Source organism: Paraburkholderia sp. RAU6.4a, assembly GCF_050435625.1.
Classification (GTDB): domain Bacteria; phylum Pseudomonadota; class Gammaproteobacteria; order Burkholderiales; family Burkholderiaceae; genus Paraburkholderia; species Paraburkholderia tuberum.
Genome location: NZ_JBNDKQ010000002.1, coordinates 3,023,522 through 3,048,128, shown reverse-complemented (window position 1 = coordinate 3,048,128; position 24,607 = coordinate 3,023,522). Strand labels below are relative to the sequence as shown.

Annotated in this window: 23 protein-coding genes; 4 read left to right on the top strand and 19 right to left on the bottom strand. The window is 64.8% G+C overall.

Features of this window, described 5'->3' with window-relative positions; all coding sequences use genetic code 11:
* Positions 1 to 34: 34 nt before the first annotated feature.
* Together OKW40_RS18890 and OKW40_RS18885 are read left to right on the top strand one after the other, a co-directional pair.
* Positions 35 to 430 (top strand): acyl-CoA thioesterase, encoded by a 396-nt coding sequence (locus OKW40_RS18890; protein ID WP_090803024.1) that lies wholly within the window; start codon positions 35 to 37, stop codon positions 428 to 430.
* A 123-nt stretch (positions 431 to 553) separates the two neighbouring features.
* A complete protein-coding gene (locus tag OKW40_RS18885; protein ID WP_184062383.1) occupies positions 554 to 1,165 on the top strand; it encodes a glutathione S-transferase family protein in 612 nt (203 codons plus the stop codon).
* 51 nt (positions 1,166 to 1,216) lie between these two features.
* On the opposite strand, the gene OKW40_RS18880 is transcribed toward OKW40_RS18885, so the two are convergent.
* Complete coding sequence (locus OKW40_RS18880) at positions 1,217 to 4,405, bottom strand: sensor domain-containing protein (RefSeq protein ID WP_429490953.1); 3,189 nt, start codon at positions 4,403 to 4,405, stop codon at positions 1,217 to 1,219.
* Here OKW40_RS18880 and OKW40_RS18875 point away from each other — a divergent pair.
* Positions 4,404 to 4,553: a hypothetical protein gene (locus tag OKW40_RS18875; RefSeq protein ID WP_184062387.1), complete on the top strand. Its 150-nt coding sequence runs from the start codon at positions 4,404 to 4,406 to the stop codon at positions 4,551 to 4,553. The two genes, OKW40_RS18880 and OKW40_RS18875, sit on opposite strands and share 2 nt — an antisense overlap.
* Positions 4,554 to 4,630: 77 nt before the next feature.
* On the opposite strand, the gene OKW40_RS18870 is transcribed toward OKW40_RS18875, so the two are convergent.
* On the bottom strand, positions 4,631 to 5,107 hold the full coding sequence (locus tag OKW40_RS18870; protein ID WP_184062390.1) for a nitrate reductase associated protein: 477 nt from the start codon (positions 5,105 to 5,107) through the stop codon (positions 4,631 to 4,633).
* Positions 5,108 to 5,265: 158 nt separating this feature from the next.
* Here OKW40_RS18870 and fdhD point away from each other — a divergent pair, with 158 nt between their 5' ends.
* Positions 5,266 to 6,150 (top strand): formate dehydrogenase accessory sulfurtransferase FdhD, encoded by an 885-nt coding sequence (gene fdhD, locus OKW40_RS18865; RefSeq protein WP_429490951.1) that lies wholly within the window; start codon positions 5,266 to 5,268, stop codon positions 6,148 to 6,150.
* Between the two features lie 67 nt (positions 6,151 to 6,217).
* Here fdhD and OKW40_RS18860 read toward each other — a convergent pair whose 3' ends face one another.
* The 17 genes from OKW40_RS18860 to OKW40_RS18780 form a co-directional block, all read right to left on the bottom strand.
* The gene (locus OKW40_RS18860; RefSeq protein ID WP_429491999.1) at positions 6,218 to 6,988 is read right to left on the bottom strand and encodes an enoyl-CoA hydratase; all 771 of its coding nucleotides are present in this window, start codon (positions 6,986 to 6,988) and stop codon (positions 6,218 to 6,220) included.
* A gap of 117 nt (positions 6,989 to 7,105) precedes the next feature.
* Positions 7,106 to 8,305 carry an acetyl-CoA C-acyltransferase gene (locus OKW40_RS18855; protein WP_429490949.1) on the bottom strand — a complete coding sequence of 400 codons (1,200 nt, stop codon included), beginning with the start codon at positions 8,303 to 8,305 and terminating at the stop codon, positions 7,106 to 7,108.
* Positions 8,306 to 8,379: 74 nt separating this feature from the next.
* Positions 8,380 to 10,815, bottom strand: coding sequence for a 3-hydroxyacyl-CoA dehydrogenase/enoyl-CoA hydratase family protein (locus tag OKW40_RS18850; RefSeq protein WP_429490947.1), 2,436 nt, complete (start codon positions 10,813 to 10,815; stop codon positions 8,380 to 8,382).
* Positions 10,816 to 10,900: 85 nt separating this feature from the next.
* Entirely contained in the window at positions 10,901 to 12,688 is a 1,788-nt protein-coding gene (locus OKW40_RS18845) for an acyl-CoA dehydrogenase C-terminal domain-containing protein (protein WP_184062398.1), read from the bottom strand.
* Positions 12,689 to 12,786: 98 nt separating this feature from the next.
* The gene (locus OKW40_RS18840) at positions 12,787 to 13,386 is read right to left on the bottom strand and encodes a TetR/AcrR family transcriptional regulator (RefSeq protein ID WP_090803011.1); all 600 of its coding nucleotides are present in this window, start codon (positions 13,384 to 13,386) and stop codon (positions 12,787 to 12,789) included.
* Positions 13,387 to 13,680: 294 nt separating this feature from the next.
* Positions 13,681 to 14,940: a cardiolipin synthase ClsB gene (clsB, locus tag OKW40_RS18835; RefSeq protein WP_184062400.1), complete on the bottom strand. Its 1,260-nt coding sequence runs from the start codon at positions 14,938 to 14,940 to the stop codon at positions 13,681 to 13,683.
* Positions 14,937 to 15,452 (bottom strand): dihydroneopterin triphosphate diphosphatase, encoded by a 516-nt coding sequence (nudB, locus tag OKW40_RS18830; protein ID WP_090803007.1) that lies wholly within the window; start codon positions 15,450 to 15,452, stop codon positions 14,937 to 14,939. The genes clsB and nudB overlap by 4 nt, the downstream gene beginning before the upstream one ends.
* 220 nt (positions 15,453 to 15,672) lie before the next feature.
* Entirely contained in the window at positions 15,673 to 17,472 is a 1,800-nt protein-coding gene (gene aspS, locus OKW40_RS18825) for an aspartate--tRNA ligase (RefSeq protein ID WP_429356583.1), read from the bottom strand.
* A 75-nt stretch (positions 17,473 to 17,547) separates the two neighbouring features.
* On the bottom strand, positions 17,548 to 18,204 hold the full coding sequence (locus tag OKW40_RS18820) for a DUF502 domain-containing protein (RefSeq protein ID WP_026225597.1): 657 nt from the start codon (positions 18,202 to 18,204) through the stop codon (positions 17,548 to 17,550).
* A 75-nt stretch (positions 18,205 to 18,279) separates the two neighbouring features.
* The gene (locus tag OKW40_RS18815; RefSeq protein ID WP_184062406.1) at positions 18,280 to 18,585 is read right to left on the bottom strand and encodes an FmdB family zinc ribbon protein; all 306 of its coding nucleotides are present in this window, start codon (positions 18,583 to 18,585) and stop codon (positions 18,280 to 18,282) included.
* Between the two features lie 173 nt (positions 18,586 to 18,758).
* On the bottom strand, positions 18,759 to 19,379 hold the full coding sequence (locus tag OKW40_RS18810) for a thiopurine S-methyltransferase (protein ID WP_429490945.1): 621 nt from the start codon (positions 19,377 to 19,379) through the stop codon (positions 18,759 to 18,761).
* A gap of 6 nt (positions 19,380 to 19,385) precedes the next feature.
* Positions 19,386 to 20,963, bottom strand: a complete 1,578-nt coding sequence (gene ubiB, locus OKW40_RS18805) for a ubiquinone biosynthesis regulatory protein kinase UbiB (protein ID WP_187611162.1) — start codon at positions 20,961 to 20,963, stop codon at positions 19,386 to 19,388.
* Positions 20,964 to 20,978: 15 nt separating this feature from the next.
* Complete coding sequence (locus tag OKW40_RS18800) at positions 20,979 to 21,623, bottom strand: ubiquinone biosynthesis accessory factor UbiJ (protein WP_429490944.1); 645 nt, start codon at positions 21,621 to 21,623, stop codon at positions 20,979 to 20,981.
* A 174-nt stretch (positions 21,624 to 21,797) separates the two neighbouring features.
* Positions 21,798 to 22,799 (bottom strand): TIM44-like domain-containing protein, encoded by a 1,002-nt coding sequence (locus OKW40_RS18795; RefSeq protein WP_429490943.1) that lies wholly within the window; start codon positions 22,797 to 22,799, stop codon positions 21,798 to 21,800.
* Between the two features lie 37 nt (positions 22,800 to 22,836).
* Positions 22,837 to 23,568 carry a bifunctional demethylmenaquinone methyltransferase/2-methoxy-6-polyprenyl-1,4-benzoquinol methylase UbiE gene (gene ubiE / locus OKW40_RS18790; protein WP_429490941.1) on the bottom strand — a complete coding sequence of 244 codons (732 nt, stop codon included), beginning with the start codon at positions 23,566 to 23,568 and terminating at the stop codon, positions 22,837 to 22,839.
* Positions 23,569 to 23,634: 66 nt separating this feature from the next.
* Positions 23,635 to 24,048: a gamma-butyrobetaine hydroxylase-like domain-containing protein gene (locus OKW40_RS18785; protein ID WP_018419393.1), complete on the bottom strand. Its 414-nt coding sequence runs from the start codon at positions 24,046 to 24,048 to the stop codon at positions 23,635 to 23,637.
* 97 nt (positions 24,049 to 24,145) lie between these two features.
* A complete protein-coding gene (locus OKW40_RS18780) occupies positions 24,146 to 24,574 on the bottom strand; it encodes an HIT family protein (RefSeq protein WP_184062416.1) in 429 nt (142 codons plus the stop codon).
* Positions 24,575 to 24,607 lie beyond the last annotated feature (33 nt).

Below are 24,607 nucleotides of genomic sequence, written 5' to 3'. Positions count from 1 at the left end.
AATACACTCGAACACGTTTCCCAAGGATGTCCCGATGACCGATCTTCTTCAACTTCCGTCCAAGCCGTGCGCGCTGCGCGTCATGCCGCAGCCATCGGACGCGAACATTCATGGCGACGTGTTCGGCGGCTGGATCATGGCGCAGGTCGACATCGCCGGCTCGATTCCGGCAAGCCGTCGCGCGAATGGGCGGGTCGCGACGATCGCGGTTAATTCTTTCCTGTTCAAGCAACCGGTGTTCGTCGGCGATCTGCTGAGCTTTTACGCGGATATCGTGAAGACCGGCAATACGTCGGTGACCGTGTCGGTCGAGGTCTACGCGCAGCGGTTGAGGCTCTCGCAGGAAGTCGTCAAGGTCACGGAAGCGATCCTCACCTACGTCGCCACCGACAGCGACCGCCGTCCGCGCGCGCTGCCCGCGCTGGACTGAGCCGGCGAGGATGCTTAAGCTAGCGATTCCACGCGTCACGCGCCGCGCCACCCGCTAGCCGTTCCAGCCGATCAGCGCACGAGGCCCGGGACGCCCCATAGTCGCTCTTCTCATGGAAACGAGATGAAACTGATCGGTATGCTCGACTCGCCCTACGTGCGGCGCGTCGCCATCTGCATGAAGCTGCTCGCGCTCGACTTCGAACACGAGTCGATTTCGGTTTTCCGCACCTACGACCAGTTCGCGAAGATCAACCCGGTCGTCAAGGCGCCGACGCTCGTCGCCGACAACGGCGCGATCCTGATGGACTCGACGGTGATCCTGCAGTATCTGGCAACGCTCGCCGGCCCCACCCCGCTGTTCCCGACGCAAGCCGACGCGGCGTTGCGCGCCGCGCGTCTGACGGGTCTCGCGCTCGCCGCGTGCGAAAAGAGCGTGCAGATCGTCTACGAGCGCAATCTGCGGCCTCAGGAGAAGCAGCATGAACCGTGGGTCGAGCGCGTGCGCGCGCAACTGCTCGCCGCCTATGCCGAACTCGAACGCGAGTTGGGCGAAGGGCCGCTACCCGACACGCAGCAGCAGTTCAGCGCGGCGGAGGTGGCCGTCGCCGTAGCCTGGCAGTTCACGCACATGATGCTGCCGGAGGCGGTCAGCAAGGCCGATCATCCGCGGCTCGAGAAGTTTTCCGCGTTCGCGGAAAGCCTGCCGGTATTCAAGGACACGCCGGCTCAGTGACCAGCGTTGGACGCGGCACGCGGCGACACCCGTCGCCGCGTCACGCTCCCCTCACGCCGGCTCCAGCTCCGGCACCAGCCCGCCGTGCAGCAGTTCGGCAATCGCTTCCGTCGATAACGGCTTCGCGAAATAGAAGCCCTGCATTTCGTCGCACGCGCGTTCCTTCAGGAAGTCGAGTTGCGCCGACGTTTCCACGCCCTCGGCGATCACCTGCAACTTCAGCGAATGGGCGAGCGCGATGATCGCCGACGTGATCGTCTCATCGTCGCCCGATACGCCGATATCCGACACGAACGAGCGGTCGATCTTCAAGCGGTCCACCGGGAAGCGCTTCAGATAGCTGAGGCTCGAATAGCCGGTGCCGAAGTCGTCGATCGCGAGACCGATGCCGAGCGCGTGCAGTTCGTTGAGCATCGACACCGCTTCTTCCGCGTTGCGCATGATCGTGCTTTCGGTCAGCTCGAGTTCGAGGTACTTCGGTTCGAGTCCGGTCTCGTCGAGCACCTGCATCACGAGCTTCGCGATGTCACGCTGCTGGAACACCCGCGCCGACAGATTCACCGACACGCGCGCCGGCGGCAAGCCCTGATCCTGCCACGCCTTGTTCTGCCGACACGCCTCGCGCAGCACCCACTCCGACAGCGGCCCGATCAGCCCGCTTTCCTCGGCGAGCGGAATGAACGACGACGGCGGCACGAGCCCGACCTCGGGATCGTGCCAGCGCACCAGCGCCTCGATGCCGACGATCTGTCCGCTGCCGATATCGACCTGCGGCTGATAGTGCAGCAGGAACTCGTTGTCGCGCAGCGCGCGGCGCAGGCGTCGTTCGAGATTCAGGCGCGCGCCCGCGCTCGCGTTCATCTCCGGCTGATAGAACTGGAACGTGTTGCGCCCCATGTCCTTCGCCCGATACATCGCGACGTCGGCCTTCTTCATCAGCGTTTCGGCATCCTCGCCGTCCTGCGGGAACAGGCTCGCGCCCATGCTGCAGCCGACGTACAGCTCGGTGCCGTCGAGCCACACCGGCTCGGCGATCGACGCGCGCACGCGCTCCATCCACGTGATCAGCGATTGCTCGTCGACGGTGTCGGTCATCACGATCACGAACTCGTCGCCGCCGTGACGCGCAACCGTGTCGCTGGTGCGCGAGCAGCGCGCGAGCCGTTCGGCGACTACGCCGAGCAGCCGGTCGCCGACGCTATGGCCGAGGCTGTCGTTGACGTTCTTGAAGCCGTCGAGATCGAGGAACACGACCGCGACGCCCGAATGATGCCGCTGCGCGACGACGAGCGCATGTTCGAGCCGGTCGCGCAGCAGGTTGCGGTTCGGCAGCCGCGTAAGGCCGTCGTAGTTGGCCTGGTATTCGAGCTGCTCCTGATAGCGGATCAGCTCGGTCACGTCGTTGATGACGCCGATATGATGGGTGATCACGCCTTCCGCGTTCGGCACCGGCGCAATGAACAGCTGATTCCAGAACAGCGCGCCGTCCTTGCGATAGTTGCGCACCACCGCGCTGACCTCGCGATTCGCCGCGAGCGCCTCGCGGATCAACGCGACGCCTTCCTGGTCACGGTCGTCGCGTTGCAGCACGCGGCAGTCGTGGCCGATCACCTCGGCGGGATCGTAGCCGGTGATGCGCATGAACGCCGGATTCACGTATTCGATCAGATTGCCCGACGGCGACGGCGCGGTGATCAGGATCGCGTTGACGCTCGCGTCGAGCGCCCGGCTTTGCAGACGCAGCGCGAGATCGGCGCGCTTGCGCTCGGTGATGTCGGTGTACGAGCCGAGCACGCCGATCACCTGACCGCCGCCGTCGGTGAACGGCAGCTTGCTCGTGACCGTCGTGCGGTGCAAGCCGTCGATCACGAAGTCGACCTCGAAGTTCATCTTGGGCACGCCGGTGCTCACGACTTCGCGATCGTGCTCGGTCAACAGGTCGGCGAACGCGCGCCACGCCAGGTCGGCGTCGCTCTTGCCGACCACCTGCTCGGGATACGCGAGCCCCGCATCGCGCGCGAATGCCATGTTGCAGCCGAGATAGCGCGAGTTCAGGTCCTTCCAGAAGATGCGCTGCGGAATGTTGTCGATCACCGCTTCGAGCATCTGATTCGAGCGCTGCGCTTCGGCTTCGGCGTTGATCTGGTCGGTCACGTCGTCCGCCAGCACGAACAAGGCGTCGCGGCCCATGAAGTTCAGTGCGTGATAGGACACGTTGACGCTGAGGATCGAGCCGTCCTTGCGCCGATGCCGCCAGATGCCCGCCATCGTGTGGCTCTGGCGGAGGTCGGCGCTACGCTGCAGATGCGTCTCCAGGCGGCCGATTTCCGAGTTCGGGCGGATCGCGCGGATCGTCATGCCGAGAAACTCGTCTTCCGTGTAGCCGTATTGCTGGATCGCGGCCTTGTTGACGGCGAGAAAGCACAGCGTGTCGCGATCGAAGATGTACATCGGCACGGTGTGATCGTCGAACAGGCTGCGAAAACGCTCGTCGTTGCGCACCAGCGCGCGGGCGCTGCGCAGTTTTTCGCGCGCGCTGTTCTCGCGCACGCCGAACGTGAGGAACAGCAGCACGCTGCCGGTGAGCATCGTCACGAGCAGCACGAACATCGCGCGCTCGCTGTCGCTCGCCGATGCCGCGAGCGAGATCTGCAACGAGCGGTTTTCCTCGCTGCGCAACGTGGCGAGCGCGGCTTCGACACGCTCTAGCGCGGGAGCAAGATGCGAGTTCGACGGCGCAGGGTCGAGGGATGCCTCGAATGGCGCGTCGAGGGGGGCCGCCCCTGGTGCTTCGGTCGATGCCGCGTGCGCCACGCCCGACGCCGCGCTTGCCGCTCCGGGCAGGTCACTCGCATGGTTGCGCAGCGTGTCCTCGAGATCGTGCTGCAACGCGTGCCGCGCCGCGCTCAGGCTGGCGAGCGCCCCCGACATGTACGACTCGCTCGCGAGCTCGTCGCGCAGTGATTGCTCGCGGCTCGCGAGTGTGTTCGTCATCGAAGCGGCCGCGTCGGGCGGCACCGGCTTGCCCGATTCTTTCAGGCGGTGCAGAGCGGCGAGCGCGTTATCGAGCGCGGCGTGATACGCATCGAGGTTCTGGCGCACGCTGGTCGAGCGCGCGAGGCGCGCATCGGCGTCGCGCTGCCCGCGAATCTGCGTGTACGCGACGAACGCGTTTGCACCGACCGCGACGACAACGACCACAATATTGATCAGCAGTCGCTTCGATAGAAAAGGATTCATGGATTCCGAACGTCAATCGTTCCGAGGGCGGGAGAGCGCGCTCGCTGCCGGTGCGTCGGGCCGCATCGATGCAAGTCTTTTACGCGCCATCCTTTGGATAACGGCCGCGATCGGAAGCGGGTTGAGGGTCGGCGTGAAAAAAATCTGATGATTTGGGGGAAGGCTGCGAGTTGGTGGGGGCGCCTGGCTGGGAGCGGCTGGCCGGCCGCACCTAGCCGGCCGCACCTAGCCGGCGGCTCCAAATTCCTTCATCGCCGGGACGAAATCGTGGCTCGCCTCGGGCTTGCGCGACAGCTTCGCGAGCACATAGCGCTTGAAAGGATCGAGCTCGGCCCAGCGCGCGACGCTCGGCGCGGCGAGACCGGCCAGCCCCGCCTGATGCGCGACACCGTCGGGCACGCTGTCGGTTTGACGCCAGGCCGGCGACTCCTCCGGCGTAAACCACTCCGGTTCGACGTTCGCGTGCGTGCGCAGCATCTCGAACAGCGCGTGATCGAAATTCGGTTCGATCTGCGTGTCGTCTTCGACCGGGAAACGCGCGAGCAGCTTACGATCTTCGAGCGGCAGTTGCTGCCACTGCGCGAGCGTGATGCGCAGCCCGAAACGGTCGAGATTGAAGCGCACCGACATCGGGATATAAGTGAAATTCTCCGAAGACGCGACCTCGAAGTCGAACAGAAGCGGTGCTTCGTTGAGTCCCATGTCAGTGCTCCTTGTCGGTGGCGGACAGCGTGCGGGCGTCGCTTGAGGTATTTTAGAACCTTATTCGCGTGACGGCGCCCCGCGCGGCGGCCGCCGCGAAGCACACGGCGAGCCCGGCGCACCCTTTGACGCGCGGCATGGTACAGGAGTGAAGCAGCTTGAACGGACAGCAAAACGGGCGCCAAACCGGGCGGGCGAACGGCCAGCCCCACGCCCTCGACAGCGACGAACAACCCGGCGCGGTGCAACTCGAAGTGCGCCGCCATCGCGGCGCGGCGGTTGAAACCGCCACCGATCACGTCGGCCAGGAGTGGCCGGTCGCGCTCGTGTTCAACGGCATCTCGCACGCGGTGATGATGTGCACGCCGCGCGATCTCGAAGCGTTCGCGGTCGGCTTCGCGATTTCGGAGGGGATCGTCGAGCGCGGCAGCGACATTCAGGACATCGAGGTCGAATTGCACGGGCACGGCGAGCTGCCGCATGCCGAGGTGCAATTGCAGGTCGTGCAGCAGGCGTTCGCCGGTTTGAAGGAAAAGCGCCGCGCGCTCGCCGGGCGCACCGGCTGCGGCGTGTGCGGCATCGAAAGCATCGATCTGCTGGATCTGAAACCGCAGCGTGTACCCGACACTGGCTTCTTGCAGCGGCTCGCGCCCGATGCGATCGCACGCGCCGCGCGCGCGCTGCCCGAGCACCAGGCGCTCACCCGTTTGACGGGCGGCCTCCACGCGGCCGCGTGGTGTGATGCGCAAGGCGCGATCCACTCTGCGTTCGAGGACGTCGGCCGCCACAACGCGCTCGACAAGCTGATCGGCCAGCTCGTGCTCGACCGCGCCGATACGCGCGACGGTTTCGTGTTTCTGTCGAGCCGCGCGAGCTACGAGCTGGTGCGCAAGGCCGCGCGCGTCGACGTGCCGATGGTCGCGACGATCTCGGCGCCGTCGTCGCTCGCGATTGCGATCGCGCGTGAGGCGGGCGTGCGGCTCGTGAGCTTCTGCCGCGAAGGCAGCTACGTCGATTACGACACATGGCAGCAGCAAGCTTGAGCGATTGAAGCGGCGCAGCGACGATTCACGGCTAACCCACTCGAAGCCCGCCTGCGTCGCACACCCCTCAGTCGAACCGCCGGAAATCCGGCTTGCGCTTCTCGAAGAACGCCTTGAACGCCTCGCGCGCTTCGGGCGCAAGCAGCATCTTGCCGAAATGCACGGCTTCCTCGGTCATCTGCGTCTGCAGTTCCTGCTGGCTCGCGCGCTTCATCAGGCTCTTCGTCACGCGCAACGACGACGCCGGCAGCGCCGCCAGCTTCGCGGCCTGCGCCGCCGCGAACGCGTCGACTTCGCCCGCCGGCAGCACGCGATTCACGAAGCCCATGCGGTGCGCTTCGGCCGCGTCGAACGCCTCGCCGAGCAGCAGTTTTTCCGCCGCCGCCTGGTAACCGGCCACGCGCTGCAGCAACAGGCTCGACGCTGCTTCCGGGCACAGCCCGAGCTGCGTGAACGGCAGCGAAAAGCTCGCGGTGTCGGCCGCGTAGACCAGATCGCAATGCAGCAGCAGCGTCGTGCCGACGCCGACCGCCGGCCCCGCGACCGCCGCCACCACCGGTTTTTCCGCCGAACCTAGCGCGCGCAGGAACTGGAACACCGGCGGGGTTTCGCCAACCGGCGGCGACTTCATGAAGTCCTCGAGATCGTTGCCCGCGCTGAATATGCCCGCGCTGCCGCGAATCAGGATCGCGCGCACCGACGCGTCGCCCTGCGCGTCTACGAGCGCGTCGGCCATCGTCTGATACATCGCGGCCGTGAACGCGTTTTTCCTGCCGGGCCGGTTGAAGCTGATGGTCAGCACCGCGTCGGCGCGCTCGACCAGAATATCCGTCGTCATCCCGTTCATCTCCTTGTGCTCCTGCTGAATGTAGAAACGGTTCGCAAGCCGCGCGGCCTGCGAACCGTTGCGCGGTCCCTGGTGGATCACAGAAGGATCCCCGGTTCGATCAGCGGCTCACAGACGCTCGATGATGCCCGCCGCGCCCATGCCGGTACCGACGCACATCGTCACCATGCCGTACTTGTAGTTGCGGCGGCGCAGGCCGTGCACCACGGTCGCCGCACGAATCGCGCCGGTCGCGCCGAGCGGATGGCCCAGTGCGATCGCGCCGCCGAGCGGGTTGATCTTCGACGTATCGAGGCCGAGGTCCTGGATCACCGCGAGCGACTGCGCGGCAAACGCCTCGTTCAGCTCGATCCAGTCGAGGTCGTCCTGTTTCAGGCCCGCGGCTTTCAGCGCGGCCGGAATCGCTTCCTTCGGGCCGATGCCCATGATTTCCGGCGGCACGCCGCGCACCGCGAAGCTGACGAAGCGCGCGAGCGGCGTCAGGGTGAACTGCTTGAGGATTTTTTCCGACACGACGATCAACGCACCCGCGCCGTCCGACGTCTGCGAGCTGTTGCCGGCCGTGACCGAGCCTTTGTTCGCGAACACCGCGCGCAGCTTCGCGAGGCCCTCCATCGACGTGTCCGCGCGCGGACCTTCGTCGAGCGACACCTCGCGCGTTTTCACGTTGATCTCGCCGGTCGCGAGATCGGGCACGCGATCGACGATCGTGTACGCGGCGATTTCGTCGTTGAATTCGCCGGCTTGCTGCGCGGCCATCGCGCGGCGGTGCGATTCGACCGAGAACGCGTCCTGCGCTTCGCGGCTGATCTTCCAGCGCTCGGCGACTTTCTCCGCGGTCAGGCCCATGCCGTACGCGATGCCGACGTCTTCGTTGCGATCGAAGATATGCGGCGACAGCGACGGCTTATTGCCCATCATCGGCACCATGCTCATCGATTCGCAGCCGCCCGCGATCATCGCATCCGCCTCGCCGACGCGGATGCGGTCCGCGGCCATCGCGAGCGCGGTCAGACCCGACGCGCAGAAGCGGTTCACCGTGACGCCGCCGACCGTGTTCGGCAGACCTGCCAGCAGCGCGCCGATCCGTGCGACGTTCAGGCCCTGCTCCGCTTCCGGAATCGCGCAACCGACGATCGCGTCTTCGATCACGCCGGTGTCGAGGCCGGGCACCTGAGCAACGGCCGACCTGATCGCGTGAACCAGCAGCTCATCCGGACGTGTGTTCCTGAACATGCCGCGCGGCGCCTTGCCGATCGGCGTACGGCTCGCGGCGACGATGTATGCGTCTTGCAATTGCTTTGCCATTTGGGAATCTCCTTTGTCGACCAGAGTTGGCCAAAGCTCTTACTCTGGTCCCATGCACGTTGTGCGGTCGCCGCTTAGTTGCGCACCGGCTTGCCGGTCTGCAGCATGCCCATGATCCGTTCCTGCGTCTTCTGCGTGCCGAGCAGCTCGACGAACGCGCGACGCTCGAGTTGCAGCAGCCATTCTTCGTCGACGAGGCTGCCCGCTTCGACGTCGCCGCCGCACACCGCTTCCGCGATGCGGCTCGCGATCAGGAAATCATGCTCGCTGATGAAGCGGCCGTCGCGCATGTTGACGAGCGACGCCTTGATCGTCGAGATCGCCGAGCGGCCCGCGACCGGCACCTGGGTCGCGCGCAGCGGCGCACGGTAGCCCGCCGCGGCGAGCGCGCGCGCTTCCTTCTTCGCGACGTCGAGCAGTTCGAACACATTGAAGACGATCGTGTCGGAAGGCTTCAGGTAGCCCATCGCGCGGGCGTCGAGCGCGGAAGCCGACACCTTCGCCATCGCCGCGTTCTCGAACGACTTCTGCAGGAATTTCAGCAGATCGCTCGTCGCGCCGACCTGGCTTGCCGCTTCGGCCGCGCGCAGCGCCGCTTCCTTCAGGCCGCCGCCCGCCGGCACGAGACCCACGCCGACTTCGACGAGACCCAGATAGCTCTCGATGTGCGCGACGCGCTTCGCGCTGTGCAGAGCGAGCTCGCAGCCGCCGCCGAGCGCGATGCCCGAGATCGCCGAGATCACCGGCACGTTCGCGTACTTGACGCGCAGCATGCCCTGCTGGAAATTCCTCACGAACGGCTCGATGCCCTTCGCGCCGCCCATCATGAACGCGGGCATCGCTTCTTCGAGGTTCGCGCCCGCCGAGAACGGACCGCCCGGCGTGCCGAGCTTCAGCGATGTGGGCTGCCACACGACGAGGCCCTTGTAGTCCTTCTCGGCCAGTTCGATCGCCTGCGTGAGCCCTTCGATCACCGCCGGTCCGATCGTGTTCATCTTGCTCTTGAACGACACGATCAGCACGTCGTCCTCGCCCGCGCGATCGTCGGCCCATGCGCGCACCGCATCGGTCTCGAACAGCGTCTTGCCGTAGGTCTTCGGATCGGCGCCGGTTTCGCCGACGAGCGGCGCGCGGAACACCTGCTTGCCGTACACGTCGAGCGACGAGCGCGGCACGAAGGTCTGCGTGGCCGGCGACCACGAGCCTTCGGCCGTGTGCACGCCGCCCTTCTCGTCAACCGCGCCTTCGAGCACCCACGACGGCAGCGGCACGTTGGCGAGCGCCTTGCCCGCCGCGATGTCTTCCTGCACCCATTCGGCGACCTGCTTCCAGCCGGCCGTCTGCCAGCCTTCGAACGGACCTTCGTTCCAGCCGAAGCCCCAGCGGATCGCGAGATCGACGTCGCGCGCATTGTCGGCGATCGATTCCAGATGCACGGCGATGTAGTGATAGACGTCGCGGAAGATCGACCACAGGAACTGCGCCTGCGGGTGCTGCGTTTCGCGCAGCAGCTTCAGACGCTCGGCAGCCGGACGCTTCAGAATGCGGCCGACGAGTTCGTCTGCCTTCCCGCCGCCGTCGATATATGCACCCGTGTTCGGATCGAGCACCTTGATCGCCTTGCCTTCCTTCCTGTAGAAGCCGGCGCCGGTCTTCTGGCCGAGCGCGCCCTTCTGCACCAGTTCGGCGAGCACGGCCGGCGTTTCGTAGACCGGCAGAAACGGATCGTCCGGCAGCGTGTCCTGCATCGTCTTGATCACGTGCGCCATCGTGTCGAGACCGACCACGTCGGCGGTGCGGAACGTCGCCGACTTCGCGCGGCCGAGGCGCGCGCCGGTCAGGTCGTCCACTTCATCGAAACGCAGGCCGAACTTCGCGGCTTCGGCAATGACCGCAAGGATCGAGAACACGCCGACGCGGTTCGCAATGAAGTTCGGCGTATCTTTCGCGCGCACGACGCCCTTGCCGACCACGCTGGTCAGGAAGGTCTCGAGCTGATCGAGAATTTCCGGACGCGTCGTCGCGGTCGGGATCAGTTCGACCAGATGCATGTAGCGCGGCGGATTGAAGAAGTGCACGCCGCAAAAGCGCGCCTTCAGCTCGTCCGCGAAACCTTCTGACAGTGCGGTGATCGACAGCCCCGACGTGTTGGTCGCGAAAATCGCGTTCGGGCCGATGTGCGGCGCGACCTTTTTGTACAGGTCGTGCTTCCAGTCCATACGTTCGGCGATCGCTTCGATCACGACGTCGCACTCGGCGAGCTTGTCGATGTCGTCGTCGTAGTTCGCGGGCTGGATGTATTGCGCGTCGTCCTTCACGCCGAACGGCGCCGGCGACAGCTTCTTCAGATTTTCGATCGCCTTCAGCGCGATCCCGTTCTTCGGGCCTTCCCTGGCTGGCAGGTCGAACAGCAGCACGGGCACCTTGGCGTTGATCAGGTGCGCGGCGATCTGCGCGCCCATCACGCCGGCGCCGAGCACGGCTACCTTGCGAATGATCAGATTGCTCACGTCGTTTCTCCGGAGAGTTGTGCGATGGCGCGAAGCGTCAGCCATGCTTCGCGCGATGTGTGTGGCCTCGCTCGATGTGCGAGCGTCAGAACAACGCTTCTTCGACGTCCATCATCGGCTTCGAACCGGCGCGCGCCTGGCGGATCGTCATCGCCGTTTCGGGCAGCAGCTTCGCGAAGTAGAAGCGCGCGGTCGCGAGCTTCGCCTTGTAGAACGGATCGCCCGACGCCTGTTTGTCGAGCGCGATACGAGCCATGCGCGCCCAGAAGTACGAGAACACCAGATGGCCGACCGTGCGCAGATACGGCACGGCCGCGGCGCCGACTTCGTCCGGGTTCTGCATCGCCTTCATGCCGATTTCCATCGTCAGTTTCTGCACCTTTTCGCCGATCTCGGCGAGCGGGTTCACGAACTCCTGCATCTCCGGCTTGATGCCTTCGGCTTCGACGAATTCGGCGACGAGCTTGCCGAACTTCTTCATCTTCGCGCCCATGTCGCCGAGCACCTTGCGGCCGAGCAGGTCGAGCGACTGGATGCCGTTGGTGCCTTCGTAGATCATGTTGATGCGCGCGTCGCGCACGTACTGCTCCATGCCCCATTCGGCGATGAAGCCGTGGCCGCCGTAGATCTGCATCGCGTGATTGGTGCCTTCGAACGCGTTGTCCGACAGGAACGCCTTCAGGATCGGCGTGAGCAGCGCGACGAGGTCGGCGGCTTCCTTGCGCTCGGCTTCGTCGGCGTGCGACAGCTCCTTGTCGATCTGCAGCGCCGACCAGTACGAGAACGCGCGGCCGGCTTCGGCGTAGGCCTTCTGCGTGAGCAGCATGCGGCGCACGTCCGGATGCACGATGATCGGATCGGCGGCCTTTTCCGGCGCCTTCGGGCCGGTCAGCGAACGCATCTGCAGCCGCTCTTTCGCGTACGTGAGCGAGTTCTGATATGCGACTTCCGTGAGACCGAGGCTCTGCATGCCGACGCCGAGACGCGCGGCGTTCATCATCACGAACATCGCGTTCAGACCTTTGTTCGGCTCGCCGACCATCCAGCCCTTCGCGTTGTCGAGATTGATCACACAGGTCGCGTTGCCGTGGATGCCCATCTTGTGCTCGATCGAACCGCACTTCACGCCGTTGCGCTCACCGGGCTCACCCGCTTCGTTCGGCACGAACTTCGGCACGATGAACAGCGAAATCCCCTTGGTGCCCTTCGGCGCATCCGGCAGACGCGCGAGCACGAGGTGAACGATGTTCTCCGCCATGTCATGCTCGCCGCTCGAAATAAAAATCTTCGTGCCGCTGATCGAGTACGAGCCGTCGCCGTTCGGCTCGGCCTTCGAGCGCAGAATGCCGAGGTCGGTGCCGCAATGCGGCTCGGTCAGACACATCGTGCCGGTCCAGACGCCTGCGACGAGCTTCGGCAGATAGCGCTGCTGCAGTTCCGGCGTGCCGTGCGCGTGCAGGCATTCGTACGCGCCGTGCGACAGGCCCGGATACATCGTCCACGCCTGATTCGCCGAGTTCAGCATTTCATAGAGCGCGTTGTTGACGAACGCGGGCAGTCCCTGGCCGCCGAATTCCGGGTCGCAACCGAGCGCCGGCCAGCCGGCTTCGACGTATTGCCGATAGGCTTCCTTGAAGCCCTTCGGCGTGGTCACGACGCCGTCGCCGGCATACGTGCAGCCTTCCTGGTCGCCGCTGTGGTTGAGCGGGAACAGCACTTCGGAGCAGAACTTGCCGGCTTCCTCGAGCACCGCGTTGATCGTGTTGGCGTCGAGTTCGGCGTGCTTCGGCATTTGCCGAAGTTCAGCCTCGACGTTGAGCAGTTCGTGCAACACGAATTGCATGTCGCGCAGCGGCGCGGCGTACTGTCCCATGACTCTCTCTCCCTGGTTTGACAAAAAGCCAGGCCGTTGGCCGGGCCCGTGGTCGGACCTTCTGCGCCGCGCGTTTCCGGTAGATTCCGGCGACGCCGCTAACGGCTTTCGCTTTGATACGAATTAATCAGTTTTTCCAGCGCGGCCCACGTGAGACGCACCGCATCCGGCAGATGCAGAAAGCGCGCGTCGTGATGCAGGCCGAGCGTGACGCTATACAGTTCGAACAGCATCAGCTGCGGGTCGGTATCGGCGCGCAGATGCCCTTCTTCCATCGCTTGCGAGATCGCACGCGTGAGTGCCGCACGCCACGTCGTCACGCTCGACACCAACTGCTCGCGCACCTGGCTGTCCGCGCGGTCGTCGTATTCGACGGCGCCGCTGATGTAGATGCAGCCGGTCGTGACTTCCTGAATGCGTTTCTCGATCCAGCGGGAAATCATCGCGCGCAAGCGCGGCAGACCACGCGGCTCGCGCAGGCTCGGGAAAAACACCTCTTCTTCGAAACGGCGGTGGTATTCGCGCACGACCTCGATCTGCAGATCCTCGCGCGACCCGAAATGCGCGAACACACCGCTCTTGCTCATCTGCATGCGCTCGGCCAGCAGACCAATCGTCAGACCTTCCAGTCCGTCTCGGCCTGCCAGATCGAGTGCTGCGTCGAGAATCGCGGCTCGGGTTTGTTCGCCTTTTCGCATAGCTGTTTTACCGTTCTAATGTGACCGAATTGAAAATCGAACGGCCGTACTATTATTGAGTGCTTGCCGTCCGCGAAACAAGGACTTTATTAGAAACCGGTTTCTAACCGGCTTCTAATTTTGCGGCTTTCGACCATCAGATCAATCAGATTTTTAGAGGCGTTTGCCTTGACTCGATGGTTGCCGATCGGCGCGCGCGTGTTCTCGCGCGTGTTCTATTTCTTTGCCCCGGCTCGCTGGCGCCGATTGATGGCCGACATGATGCGGCAAGCGCGGGCTCTCGTGCGAGCGGTATTAGTCGTAGCCGCCGACCGTCAGCAGCTTCATCGCGACGCGGTAGCTCGTGTACGCGATCCAGCTCAACGCGCGCACGCGCGCCGGTCGCGATTCGTAGTGCGCTTCATCGATTGGGCGCGCGTCCGTGAACGCGTCGAGAATCGCGTCGCGCAGTTTGGGGATCGACGGATCGTTCACGAGCACGACGTTCGCTTCATTGTTCAGCATCAGGCTGAGCGCATCGAGATTCGACGAACCGACCGTGCCCCAGTTCGAATCGACCACCGCGACCTTGCCGTGTAGCAGCGTCTTCTCGTATTCGGCGATCTGCACGCCTGCGCGCAACAGCGCGTGGTACAGGAACGGCACGGCGTAATCGAGCGCCTTGAACTCCTTGCGCCCGATGATCAGCTTCACGACCACGCCGCGCCGCGCCGCGAACACCAGCGCGCGACGCAGCTTGCGTCCCGGCATGAAGTACGGATTCGCGAGCAGGATTTCATGGCGCGCCTGGCCGATCGCGGCCAGATAAGCTTTTTCGATCGCGCGGCGGTTGATCAGGTTATCGCGCGCGACGAATGCGACGCACGGCTCGCCGCCGGCCCACAGTGCCTCGTTGCGGCGTCGCCGGCGTCTGCGCAGACTGCCAAGCGAGTTGGCGTCCTGCGACGACAGGTCGGGCTTCATCGAATCGAGCGGCCGATGGCCGACGCGAATCCGCCGCCACTGCACGTCGATCGCATCGCGCACGTCGGCGACCACCGGCCCGCGCAGCTCGACCGCGAAGTCCCAGCGCCGGTACGGCAGCTTCTCGCCGTTGTTCTCGTAATCGTCGACGATATTGATGCCGCCGCAATACGCGATCTGATCGTCGATCACCGCGAGCTTGCGGTGCGTGCGCGAAAAGCCGAAGCGGCCGAACAGATGCGGGTTGTAGATGCGATGCTCGATGCCGCCGGCCGGCCATTGCTCGAACATCTTCAGGCGCGCGGTGCCGACGCCATCGGTGATCACGCGCACTCTGACGCCGCGCGCGGCAGCGCGAAGCAGCGCCTCGCTGACCGCGTGGCCGGCTTCGTCGTCGCAGAAGATATAGGTTTCGAGCGCGACGTTGTGCTCGGCCGCGTCGATGCGCTCGATCAGCGCGTCGAAGAAATCGTCGCCGGAGCGCAGCAGCTCGACCTCGTTGTTACTGGTGAAGCGGTAGCGCTGCCAGTAACGACGGCCGAGCAACGTGTGCCGCAGACGCGCCAAACGGCCCGAGCCGCCTGCGCTCACTGGCCACGCTCCCCGGCCAGCGGGCCGGATTGCGGGTCGACCGGGCGTGCGGCGAGCCGGCGCGGCAACTGCAGGATCGCATCGGCATTCGACGACGAAAAGCAGCGCGATGCGGCCTCTTCATATGGCAGCCACATATACGCGGTGTGTTCGCGCGGCGCGAGCGTCACGTCGATGCACTCGGGGACCTGCAGGCTGAACCAGTGCTCGGTGTTGTAGAGCACGCCCGCTTCGTAGCGGTAACGAAATTCCGGGTAGATCTCGTAGTCGATCGAGTAGTGCCAGTCGAACAACCCGCTGCGCGGCACCAGTGCGCCGCCGATCATGATGCCGGTTTCCTCGCCGACTTCGCGCACCGCCGTGTCGGCGAGCGGTTCGTCGAGCCGGTCTTTCGAACCCGTCACCGACTGCCAGAACGCCGCATGATCGGCGCGCTCGAGCAGCAGCACGTCGAGCGCAGGCGTATGAATGATGACGAGGACGGACTGCGGAATTTTCGGCGGTTTCGGCATGGCTCAAACTGGGCGCGACGATACGCGCGATACATGTCGGATGACGGTCGAAAGGGTCTGGAAAGCGGTGGCTTCACTGTAACGCAAAAATTGAAAAAGGCGCTGAGGTGGAGATCACCTCAGCGCCTTTTCGTTTCGCTCGTGTGGTTTTTTTGCGGCCGCCGGCCCGCTGGCCGGCACACGCAAGACCGCTTGCCGGCCGCGTGCAGCGGCCGCGGTTTTATGCCTTCGGTTCCGGCGTACGCAGACGGATGTGCAGCTCGCGCAGCTGACGCTCGTCGACTTCGCTCGGCGCCTGCGTGAGCAGATCCTGCGCGCGTTGCGTCTTCGGGAACGCGATCACGTCGCGGATCGAGTCGGCGCCGGCCATCATCGTGACGATGCGGTCCAGACCGAACGCGATACCGCCGTGCGGCGGCGCGCCGTATTGCAGCGCGTCGAGCAGGAAGCCGAACTTCGCCTGCGCTTCTTCCGCGTTGATCTTCAGCGCGCGGAACACCTTGCTCTGCACTTCCTCACGGTAGATACGCACCGAGCCGCCGCCGATTTCCCAGCCGTTCAGCACCATGTCGTAGGCCTTCGCGAGGCAGCGCGCGGGGTCCGTTTCGAGGTACTCGAGGTGCTCGTCCTTCGGGCTCGTGAACGGGTGATGCGCGGCGACGTAGCGGTTGTCTTCCTCGTCGTATTCGAACATCGGAAAGTCGACGACCCACAGCGGCTTCCAGCCGGACTCGACGAGGCCGTTGGCCTTGCCGAATTCCGAATGACCGATCTTCAGACGCAGCGCGCCGAGGCTGTCGTTGACGACCTTCGCGCGATCCGACGCGAAGAAGATGATGTCGCCGTCTTGTGCGCCGGTGCGCTCGATGATCGCCTTCAGCGCTTCGTCGTGCAGGTTCTTCACGATCGGGCTTTGCAGGCCGTCACGGCCCTTCGCCGTTTCATTGACCTTGATCCATGCGAGGCCTTTCGCCCCGTAGATGCGCACGAATTCCGTATAGCTGTCGATGTCGCCGCGCGACAGCTCGCCGCCCTTCGGCACGCGCAGCGCCGCGACACGGCCGTCCTTCGTGTTGGCCGGGGTGCTGAACACCTTGAAGTCGACGTCGCGCATCGCATCGGTCAACTCGGTGAACTCGAGCTTCACGCGCAGGTCCGGCTTGTCCGAACCGAAGCGGCGCATCGCTTCCGCGTATTCCATGACCGGGAATTTCTGGTCGAGCTCGACGCCGATCGTCGTCCTGAACACGTGACGGATCATCGCCTCGAACAGATCGCGGATTTCCTGTTCCGACAGGAACGAGGTCTCGCAGTCGATCTGCGTGAATTCCGGCTGACGGTCGGCGCGCAGGTCTTCGTCGCGGAAGCACTTGGTGATCTGGTAGTAACGGTCGAAGTTCGCGACCATCAGCAGCTGCTTGAACAGCTGCGGCGACTGCGGCAGCGCGAAGAACTGGCCCGGGTTCGTGCGCGACGGCACGAGGTAGTCGCGCGCGCCTTCCGGCGTGCTCTTCGTGAGCATCGGCGTTTCGATGTCGATGAAGCCCTGCTCGTCGAGGTATTTGCGCACTTCGATCGCGACGCGGTAGCGCAGACGCAGGTTGTGCTGCATCTGCGGACGGCGCAGGTCGAGCACACGATGGGTGAGGCGCGTGGTTTCCGACAGGTTGTCATCGTCGAGCTGGAACGGCGGCGTGACCGACGCGTTCAGCACGATCAGCTCGTGGCACAGCACTTCGATCTTGCCGCTCTTCAGCGAGGCATTGGTCGTGCCTTCCGGACGGCCGCGCACGATGCCCTTGACCTGCACGCAGAACTCGTTGCGCACGCCTTCGGCGACCTTGAACATGTCAGCGCGATCCGGATCGCAGACGACCTGAACGAGCCCTTCGCGATCGCGCAAGTCGATGAAGATGACGCCGCCATGGTCGCGGCGGCGGCTTACCCAGCCGCACAGCGAGACGGATTGGCCCAGCAGTTCTTCGGTCACCAGACCGCAGTATTCAGATCTCATCGACATGATGTTTGTCTTTCGTTTTGCATTGGTTGAACGACGCGCCGCAGACGATCCTGCATGAAGCGTTGCGCGCCGGCATTAGAGCGGGGGCTCGACGGTGGCGCGGCGCACCGGCGCCGGCGGTGGCGCAGACGGCGCCACGACGCCCATCGAGACAATGTACTTGAGCGCGGCGTCGACCGTCATGTCGAGCTCGATCACTTCGCTTTTCGGCACCATCAGGAAGAAGCCGGACGTCGGGTTCGGCGTGGTCGGCACGTATACGCTGACGTAATCTTCCTTCAGATGGTTGGCCACGTCGCCGCCCGGGATGCCGGTCAGAAACGCAATCGTATAGGACCCGCGGCGCGGATACTCGATCAGCAGCGCCTTGCGGAATGCATTGCCACTGCTCGACAGCAGCGTGTCGGACACCTGCTTCACGCTGGTGTAGAGCGGGCCGACCACCGGAATGTGCGCGACCAGCAGTTCCCACCACTTCACGAGCTTCTGCCCAATGAAGTTCTGCGTCAACAGCCCGACGACGAAGATGAACGCGAGCGTGAGCACCGCGCCGAGGCCCGGCAAGCGATAGCCGATCGTGCGTTCCGGCTGCCACGAGGTAGGCAGCAGCAACAGCGTCTGGTCCATCGTGCCGATGATCAGGCCGAGCACCCACAGTGTGATGGCCAGAGGCACCAGCACCAGCAGGCCGGTCAGAAACACCGATTTGAGCGTGAATTTCTTCGTCGTCATGTGTACCGCCAGAAAGCTGCGCGGGCCGAAGCCCATGCGCGGTAGATACGCCGCCCGCGCGGGGCGGCAGTCCCACTAGGCGCTGCTGGAACCGCTCGGGCTCGTGGCGGCGGGCGCCGCGGGCACGGCAGCCGATGCAGCCGGGGCAGCGGCTGCGGCCGGCTCGGACTTCGCTTCCGACGCGGCCGGCGCGCTCGTGCCGCTGCGGAAATCGGTCACGTACCAGCCGGAGCCCTTCAACTGGAAGCCGGCGGCGGTGAGTTGTTTGCTAAAGGTGTCTTTTCCGCACTCGGGACACTGCGTCAACTGGGGGTCGCTCATCTTCTGGAGCACGTCCTTCCCGAAACCGCATGACCCGCAACGATAAGCGTAGATCGGCATGATCCTCTCTTACTCCAAATGCCTACTGAAATCTTGTAAACGCTTGCAAAGCCTTGAATTATAGCCGCAAACGATGTCCGTTCCCCGGATTTCGGGAAGCGGACGCACGACGCGCCCGCCACCGCGCCAGATGGGGACGACCCCCGGACCTCTCAAGAGCGGCGCGCGTGGCGTTAGCCGCGACGCCGCCAGGTGAGCCAGCGCTCGCGTCCGGCGAATACGGCGATCGAGTCGTCGACCGCTTCGTCTTCGACCAGCTCGAAGTGTGGCGTGAGCAGCGCATCGAGCTCGCCGCGTTCGACGCCGAACGGCGGCCCTTTCGGCGTCGCGCCGATGAAAAAGATGCCCGCCAGCAACCCGCCGGCCGGCAGCAGTTCGGCCATGCGCTGCGCGTAGTCGGCGCGGCGCGCCGGCGGCAGCGCGCAGAAGAATGCGCGCTCATAGATCCATGCCGGTGCGAACGGTGGCGCATAGGTGAAGAAATCCGCCTGTTCGACCAGCGATGCATGCGCGCCGAGCTGCTCGCGTGCCGCCGCCACGGCGGCACGCGAGAAGTCGATCGCGCGTACCGGGTTGCCCTTGCGCGCGAGCCATACCGCTTCGTGCGCGCTGCCGCAGCCTGGAATCAGCACGGCCACGTCGCGGTGCCGTTCGGCGAACGCGCGAAACGCGGACGGCACGCCCGCCTGATCCCACGGCGTGAAATGGCGCTCGAAGCGTTCGTCCCAGAACTCGGGCGAGTCGGGATCGCGGGTTGCGAAATCGGGCGCGGCGGGTTGGGTCGGATCGCTCATCGGAATCTAACCTCCATAAGCCAGTACCAGGAACGCACGCGCCAGCATCGCGCCGACGCCGACCGCCACGCCGAACAGCAGCAGGCCTTGCAGCAGACGGTTGGTGCGCTTTTGCTCGAGCAGGATCTGGCGGATCACGTCGTCGTTCGCGCCGCCCACCGGATGATGGCGCTCGGCCAGCATGTTATGGACGAGGCGCGGCAACTGCGGCAGCGTCTTGCTCCACTGCGGCGCCTCGATCTTCAGACGCTCGTACCAGCCGCGCAAGCCGATCTGCTCGTTCATCCAGCGCTCGAGATAGGGCTTCGCGGTCTTCCACAGATCCAGTTCGGGATCGAGCGAACGGCCTAAGCCTTCCACGTTCAGCATCGTCTTTTGCAGCAACACGAGCTGCGGCTGGATCTCGACGTTGAAGCGCCGCGACGTCGAGAACAGACGCATCAGCACCTGGCCGAGAGAAATGTCCTTCAGCGCGCGATCGAAATACGGTTCGCAGACCGCGCGGATCGCGCTTTCGAGCTCCTCGACGCGCGTGCTCGGCGGCACCCAGCCCGACTCCAGATGCAGCGTCGCGACGCGATGGTAGTCGCGCTTGAAGAACGCGAGGAAGTTCTGCGCGAGGTAGTTTTTGTCGAAGTCCGACAGCGCGCCGATGATGCCGAAGTCGAGCGCGATATAGCGGCCGAAGTGCGCGGGATCGAGGCTCACCTGGATGTTGCCGGGGTGCATGTCGGCGTGGAAAAAGCCGTCGCGGAACACCTGCGTGAAGAAAATTTCGACGCCCTCGCGCGCGAGCTTCGGGATGTCGACACCCGCCGCGCGCAACGTATCGACCTGGCTGATCGGCACGCCGACCATGCGCTCCATCACGAGCACCGTGGGCGTGCAGAACTCCCAGTACATCTCGGGCACGAGCAGCAGGTCGAGCCCCAGGAAGTTGCGCCGCAACTGGCTGCCGTTGGCGGCCTCGCGCATCAGGTCGAGTTCGTCGTGCAGGTATTTGTCGAATTCGGCGACCACCTCGCGCGGCTTCAGGCGCTTGCCGTCGGCCCACAGACGCTCGGCCCACACGGCGATGTCGCGCAACAGCGCGAGGTCGGAATCGATCACCGGCAGCATCTTGGGGCGCAGCACCTTCACCGCGACCGCCTTGCCCGCATGCTGGCCGGCCTTCACCTTCGCGAAGTGGACCTGGGCGATCGACGCGCTCGCGACCGGGACCCGCTCGAAATCGTCGAACAGCACGTCGACCGGCGCGCCGAGCGACTTCTCGACGAGCGCGATCGCGACCGCCGAATCGAACGGCGGCACCTGGTCTTGCAGCTTGGCAAGTTCGTTGGCGATATCGACCGGCAGCAGATCGCGACGGGTCGACAGCACCTGGCCGAACTTGACGAAGATCGGCCCGAGGCTTTCGAGCGCGAGCCGCAGACGCACCCCCGGCGGCGCATCGAACTTGCGACCAAGCGTCGTGATGCGCAGCAGCAGACGCACGCGCCGGTCGTTGATGCGGCTCAACATCATTTCGTCGAGGCCGAAGCGGATGACCGTGAAAAATATCTTGAGAAAACGCAGAAAACGCATGGCTGGGCCCGGTGACTAGCGCGTGCCGCGCGACGTGGCGGCGCCGCCCGGCGTTTGCGCGCCGCGGGCTTCGACCTTCTGTTCGATGCGCTCGATGCGCTTTTCGACGCGCGCGAGCGAATCGCGCGCGCGCGCCACCTCGACGTTGAAGTCAGCGAGCGCGGTGCGCCGCACCAGCTGCGGATTTTCGTCGAGCAGGTACTCGGCGGCGGTGTCGAGCAGATTGCGACCGGTGCGCTGCACATGCTCGCCGACTGAGCGGACTAGCGACGTGATGCGCCACGCGGGTCCATCACCGATCAGCTTCGCGAGATCTTCCTCCGGCTCCCAGCGCAGATGCTCGGCGAGCTTCGCGATCACGGTCGCGAACTCGGCGTCGCCCTCGATCTTCACGTGCTTCATCACCGCCGCCTGGCCACCTTGCAGGAAGGCCGGCAGTGCGTCGGACGGCACCGAGATCGTCACGTCGAACTGATGCGCATCGGCTTCGTCGAGCGTAGCGAGATAGCCATCAGGCTGCACGAGCAGCGCGAGCACAACCGGCGGACATGACAGGCGAGCGGTCTTGCCCGCGTACGGGGCGAGGCGCTCGCGGGCCCACGATTCGCGGGCGAGCAGATGATTGACAGCAGCAGCGAAGGGCTTGGCGGCGAGGGTCATCGAAGGTGGCAAGAAAAAACCCGCGCGAGCGAGGTGCTTGCGCGGGCTCCCATTGTAACGTCCGTTCGCTTCGCGGCCTGCTATGCCGAACGGCCTAAGCCATGCGCGAGGTGAGGCATCGCTATGCCCTGGCCGGCTCTTTTCGAGGCAAACGCGACTCGATGCGTCGGCATGTCAGTGTTGCTCGACCTGCTGGATGCCGGCAAGCAGCCAGCCTTCGCCAGTGCGGTTCGCCTTCGTCAGATTCCAGACTTCGACGAACGGCTCGGCCGCCGCGCCAGGCTCCTCGCGGATCAAACCGGAGAAGCGCACGCTCGCGAAGGATTCGTTCGCGCGCTCCTCGACGCCGAGCAGCTCGGCGTTCAACTGCACGACGTCGGTCTGGTTCGGCTGTGTGCTGCGCGACGCGAGATCGACGCGCACTTCGGCGAACATTTCCGGCGTCGTGAATTCGCGGATGTCCTCGACGTTGCCGACGTCCCACGCGGCCTGCAGGCGCACGAAGTACACCTTCGCGTTGCGCAGAAACGCTTCCGAATCGAAGCCGGCCGGCACCGACGGCGTCGCGCCGAGCGATGGCGTGGTCAACGGGTTGCCCTGCGGTTCGAGATACGAGCCGGTGGGCGGCGCCGTGTAACGCGGCTCCTGAATATAGTCGGTGCCTTTCGTGTTCAGCGACGGCGCCGTGCCCGCGTAGGCAGGCTGCGCCGCATCGCGCTTACGGCCGGTGAAGCGGCGGATGAGCCAGATCACCACAATCGCGATCAACGCGATCACGATCACGTTCGCGAACATGCCGGCGAACGCCTCGCCGAGCCCGAAATGCGACAGCAATGCGGCGATGCCGAGACCGGCCGCGAGACCGGCGATGGGCCCGAGCCAGCGATTGCGGTTCGGCGCGGCGGGCGGCGTGGGCTTAGTCGCAGCCGCCGCCTGCGCGCTCTGCTGCGTGGCCTGACTGTTCTGCGCCGGCTGGGACGGCGGCGGCGTCTGGCGCTGCTGCTGCAGACTGTTCGATTGACGGCCGAAGCTGCGGCCTCCGCCCATGCGGCGCGCTTCGGCTTCGAGAGAGGCAAGCGTGCCGGCCATCAGCAGACCGACCATCGCGATCAGTCCGATTCTTCTCGCCAGCGCCCCCTTAACCTTACGAGTAGATAACAAATTCGAATCGGACATTTCGCACTTTCCTTTAAAAATCGATGGGTTAGGGACTCTAGTATTTGGTCCCCACATGCAAAGCTACCACGCCAGCTGACAAATTGTAATATTTGATGCCGTCGAGACCAGCTTGTTCCATCATAGTTTTCAAAGTTTCCTGGTCCGGATGCATGCGGATCGATTCCGCCAGGTACTGGTAGCTTTCCGCGTCCTTGGCGAAGCGCTCGCCGAGCCACGGCAACACCTTGAACGAATACAGATCGTAGACCTTCTTCAGCGGATCCCATACCTTCGAGAACTCGAGCACGAGCAGCCGCCCGGCCGGTTTCAGCACACGACGCATCTCGGCAAGCGCGATGTCCTTATGTGTCATGTTGCGCAAGCCGAACGCGACCGTCACGACGTCGAAGTAGTTGTCCGGAAACGGGATTTTCTCGGCATCGCACAGCAGCGCCGGCGTGATGATGCCCTTGTCGAGCAGCCGGTCGCGGCCCACGCGCAGCATCGATTCATTGATGTCGGTATGCCAGACCTCGCCCGTTTCGCCCGCCTGTTTCGCGAATGCTTTCGACAGGTCGCCCGTGCCGCCCGCAATGTCGAGCACCTTGTAGCCCGGCCGCACGTTCGCCTGGGCGATCGTGAACACCTTCCACGCCCGGTGCAATCCGCCCGACATCAGGTCGTTCATCAGGTCGTAGTTGGCGGCCACCGAGTGGAACACCCCCGCCACCTTCTGCGCCTTGTCCTGTTCGTCGACCGATTGAAAGCCGAAGTGGGTTTTGCTCATCGCGCTCGTCCTTTCGCGTGTTCTTGAATGTTGCGCCGCTCGAGCGGCGTTCGGGGGCGAATCGTATCAGTGACAGTGCCCGTGCGCAGCCGCGGCGGGCACCATCGGCGTGTCGCGGTCGATGCCGGCCGCTGCCAGTTTGGCGAGATACGCGCGCCAGAGTTCATCCTGACGCACGGCCATGTCGTACAGCAGGTCCCACGAGTAGATACCGGTGGCGTGTCCATCGGAGAAGGTCGGTTGCAGCGCGTAGTTGCCGACGCCTTCGATCATCGTGATCGTCACGTCGCGCTTGCCGGTCTGCAGGGTTTCCTGACCGGGCCCGTGGCCCATCACTTCCGCCGACGGCGAATACACGCGCAGCAGTTCGAACGGTAGCCGATACGCTTCGCCGTTCGCGTACTGCAGTTCGAGCACGCGCGACTTCGAATGCAAGATCACGCCTGTCGGCACCGGCGTCTCGGGAGTCAATCCGCTCATGTTGGCCTCATCAGATAACGGCGGGTGATAACGTCGGATCGGCCGCCTCGCACGCCGACGGCAGTCCGGCGATGCGCGGCGACGGGTTCAGCGACGCTCAGCCCAGCGCCTGTTCAATTTCCTGCCGCACGGCTTCGCGCAGCAGCGTGGCGTGCGCGCGGCGCGACGACAACATCGCTTCGGACACCGTGCGCTGGCGCGGCGCCCAGATCGGCAGGGGGAAATGCGCGTCGTTCGAGAAACGCGGAATCACGTGCCAGTGCACGTGCGGCACCTGGTTGCCGAGGCTCGCGAGATTGACCTTCGCGGGCTGCATCACGCGCCGCTGCGCACGCTCGACCGCGTACACGGCCTTCATCACGTGATCGCGCTCGTCGGCAGAAAGATCCGAAAACTCGGCGACGTGAGCGTTCCAGATGACCCGGCAAAAACCCGGGTAGTCTTGTTCGTCGGCGAGGACGACTCGCAGCGCGTCGTCCTGCCACAGCACATGGCCGCCGTCTTCACGGCAAAAAACGCAGTCCATCGTCGTCCTCGGCAAAAATCATTGGTCGTGCCA

What these genes read in the sequence shown, in the direction of transcription:
- OKW40_RS18890 (WP_090803024.1), top strand. Translation starts at nt 35, where the DNA reads ATGACCGATCTTCTTCAACTTCCGTCCAAGCCGTGCGCGCTGCGCGTC.
- OKW40_RS18885 (WP_184062383.1), top strand. Translation starts at nt 554, where the DNA reads ATGAAACTGATCGGTATGCTCGACTCGCCCTACGTGCGGCGCGTCGCC.
- OKW40_RS18875 (WP_184062387.1), top strand. Translation starts at nt 4,404, where the DNA reads ATGGATTCCGAACGTCAATCGTTCCGAGGGCGGGAGAGCGCGCTCGCT.
- OKW40_RS18880 (WP_429490953.1), bottom strand. Translation starts at nt 4,405, where the DNA reads ATGAATCCTTTTCTATCGAAGCGACTGCTGATCAATATTGTGGTCGTT.
- OKW40_RS18870 (WP_184062390.1), bottom strand. Translation starts at nt 5,107, where the DNA reads ATGGGACTCAACGAAGCACCGCTTCTGTTCGACTTCGAGGTCGCGTCT.
- OKW40_RS18860 (WP_429491999.1), bottom strand. Translation starts at nt 6,988, where the DNA reads ATGACGACGGATATTCTGGTCGAGCGCGCCGACGCGGTGCTGACCATC.
- OKW40_RS18855 (WP_429490949.1), bottom strand. Translation starts at nt 8,305, where the DNA reads ATGGCAAAGCAATTGCAAGACGCATACATCGTCGCCGCGAGCCGTACG.
- OKW40_RS18845 (WP_184062398.1), bottom strand. Translation starts at nt 12,688, where the DNA reads ATGGGACAGTACGCCGCGCCGCTGCGCGACATGCAATTCGTGTTGCAC.
- OKW40_RS18840 (WP_090803011.1), bottom strand. Translation starts at nt 13,386, where the DNA reads ATGCGAAAAGGCGAACAAACCCGAGCCGCGATTCTCGACGCAGCACTC.
- nudB (WP_090803007.1), bottom strand. Translation starts at nt 15,452, where the DNA reads ATGCCGAAACCGCCGAAAATTCCGCAGTCCGTCCTCGTCATCATTCAT.
- aspS (WP_429356583.1), bottom strand. Translation starts at nt 17,472, where the DNA reads ATGTCGATGAGATCTGAATACTGCGGTCTGGTGACCGAAGAACTGCTG.
- OKW40_RS18820 (WP_026225597.1), bottom strand. Translation starts at nt 18,204, where the DNA reads ATGACGACGAAGAAATTCACGCTCAAATCGGTGTTTCTGACCGGCCTG.
- OKW40_RS18815 (WP_184062406.1), bottom strand. Translation starts at nt 18,585, where the DNA reads ATGCCGATCTACGCTTATCGTTGCGGGTCATGCGGTTTCGGGAAGGAC.
- OKW40_RS18810 (WP_429490945.1), bottom strand. Translation starts at nt 19,379, where the DNA reads ATGAGCGATCCGACCCAACCCGCCGCGCCCGATTTCGCAACCCGCGAT.
- ubiB (WP_187611162.1), bottom strand. Translation starts at nt 20,963, where the DNA reads ATGCGTTTTCTGCGTTTTCTCAAGATATTTTTCACGGTCATCCGCTTC.
- OKW40_RS18800 (WP_429490944.1), bottom strand. Translation starts at nt 21,623, where the DNA reads ATGACCCTCGCCGCCAAGCCCTTCGCTGCTGCTGTCAATCATCTGCTC.
- OKW40_RS18795 (WP_429490943.1), bottom strand. Translation starts at nt 22,799, where the DNA reads ATGTCCGATTCGAATTTGTTATCTACTCGTAAGGTTAAGGGGGCGCTG.
- ubiE (WP_429490941.1), bottom strand. Translation starts at nt 23,568, where the DNA reads ATGAGCAAAACCCACTTCGGCTTTCAATCGGTCGACGAACAGGACAAG.
- OKW40_RS18785 (WP_018419393.1), bottom strand. Translation starts at nt 24,048, where the DNA reads ATGAGCGGATTGACTCCCGAGACGCCGGTGCCGACAGGCGTGATCTTG.
- OKW40_RS18780 (WP_184062416.1), bottom strand. Translation starts at nt 24,574, where the DNA reads ATGGACTGCGTTTTTTGCCGTGAAGACGGCGGCCATGTGCTGTGGCAG.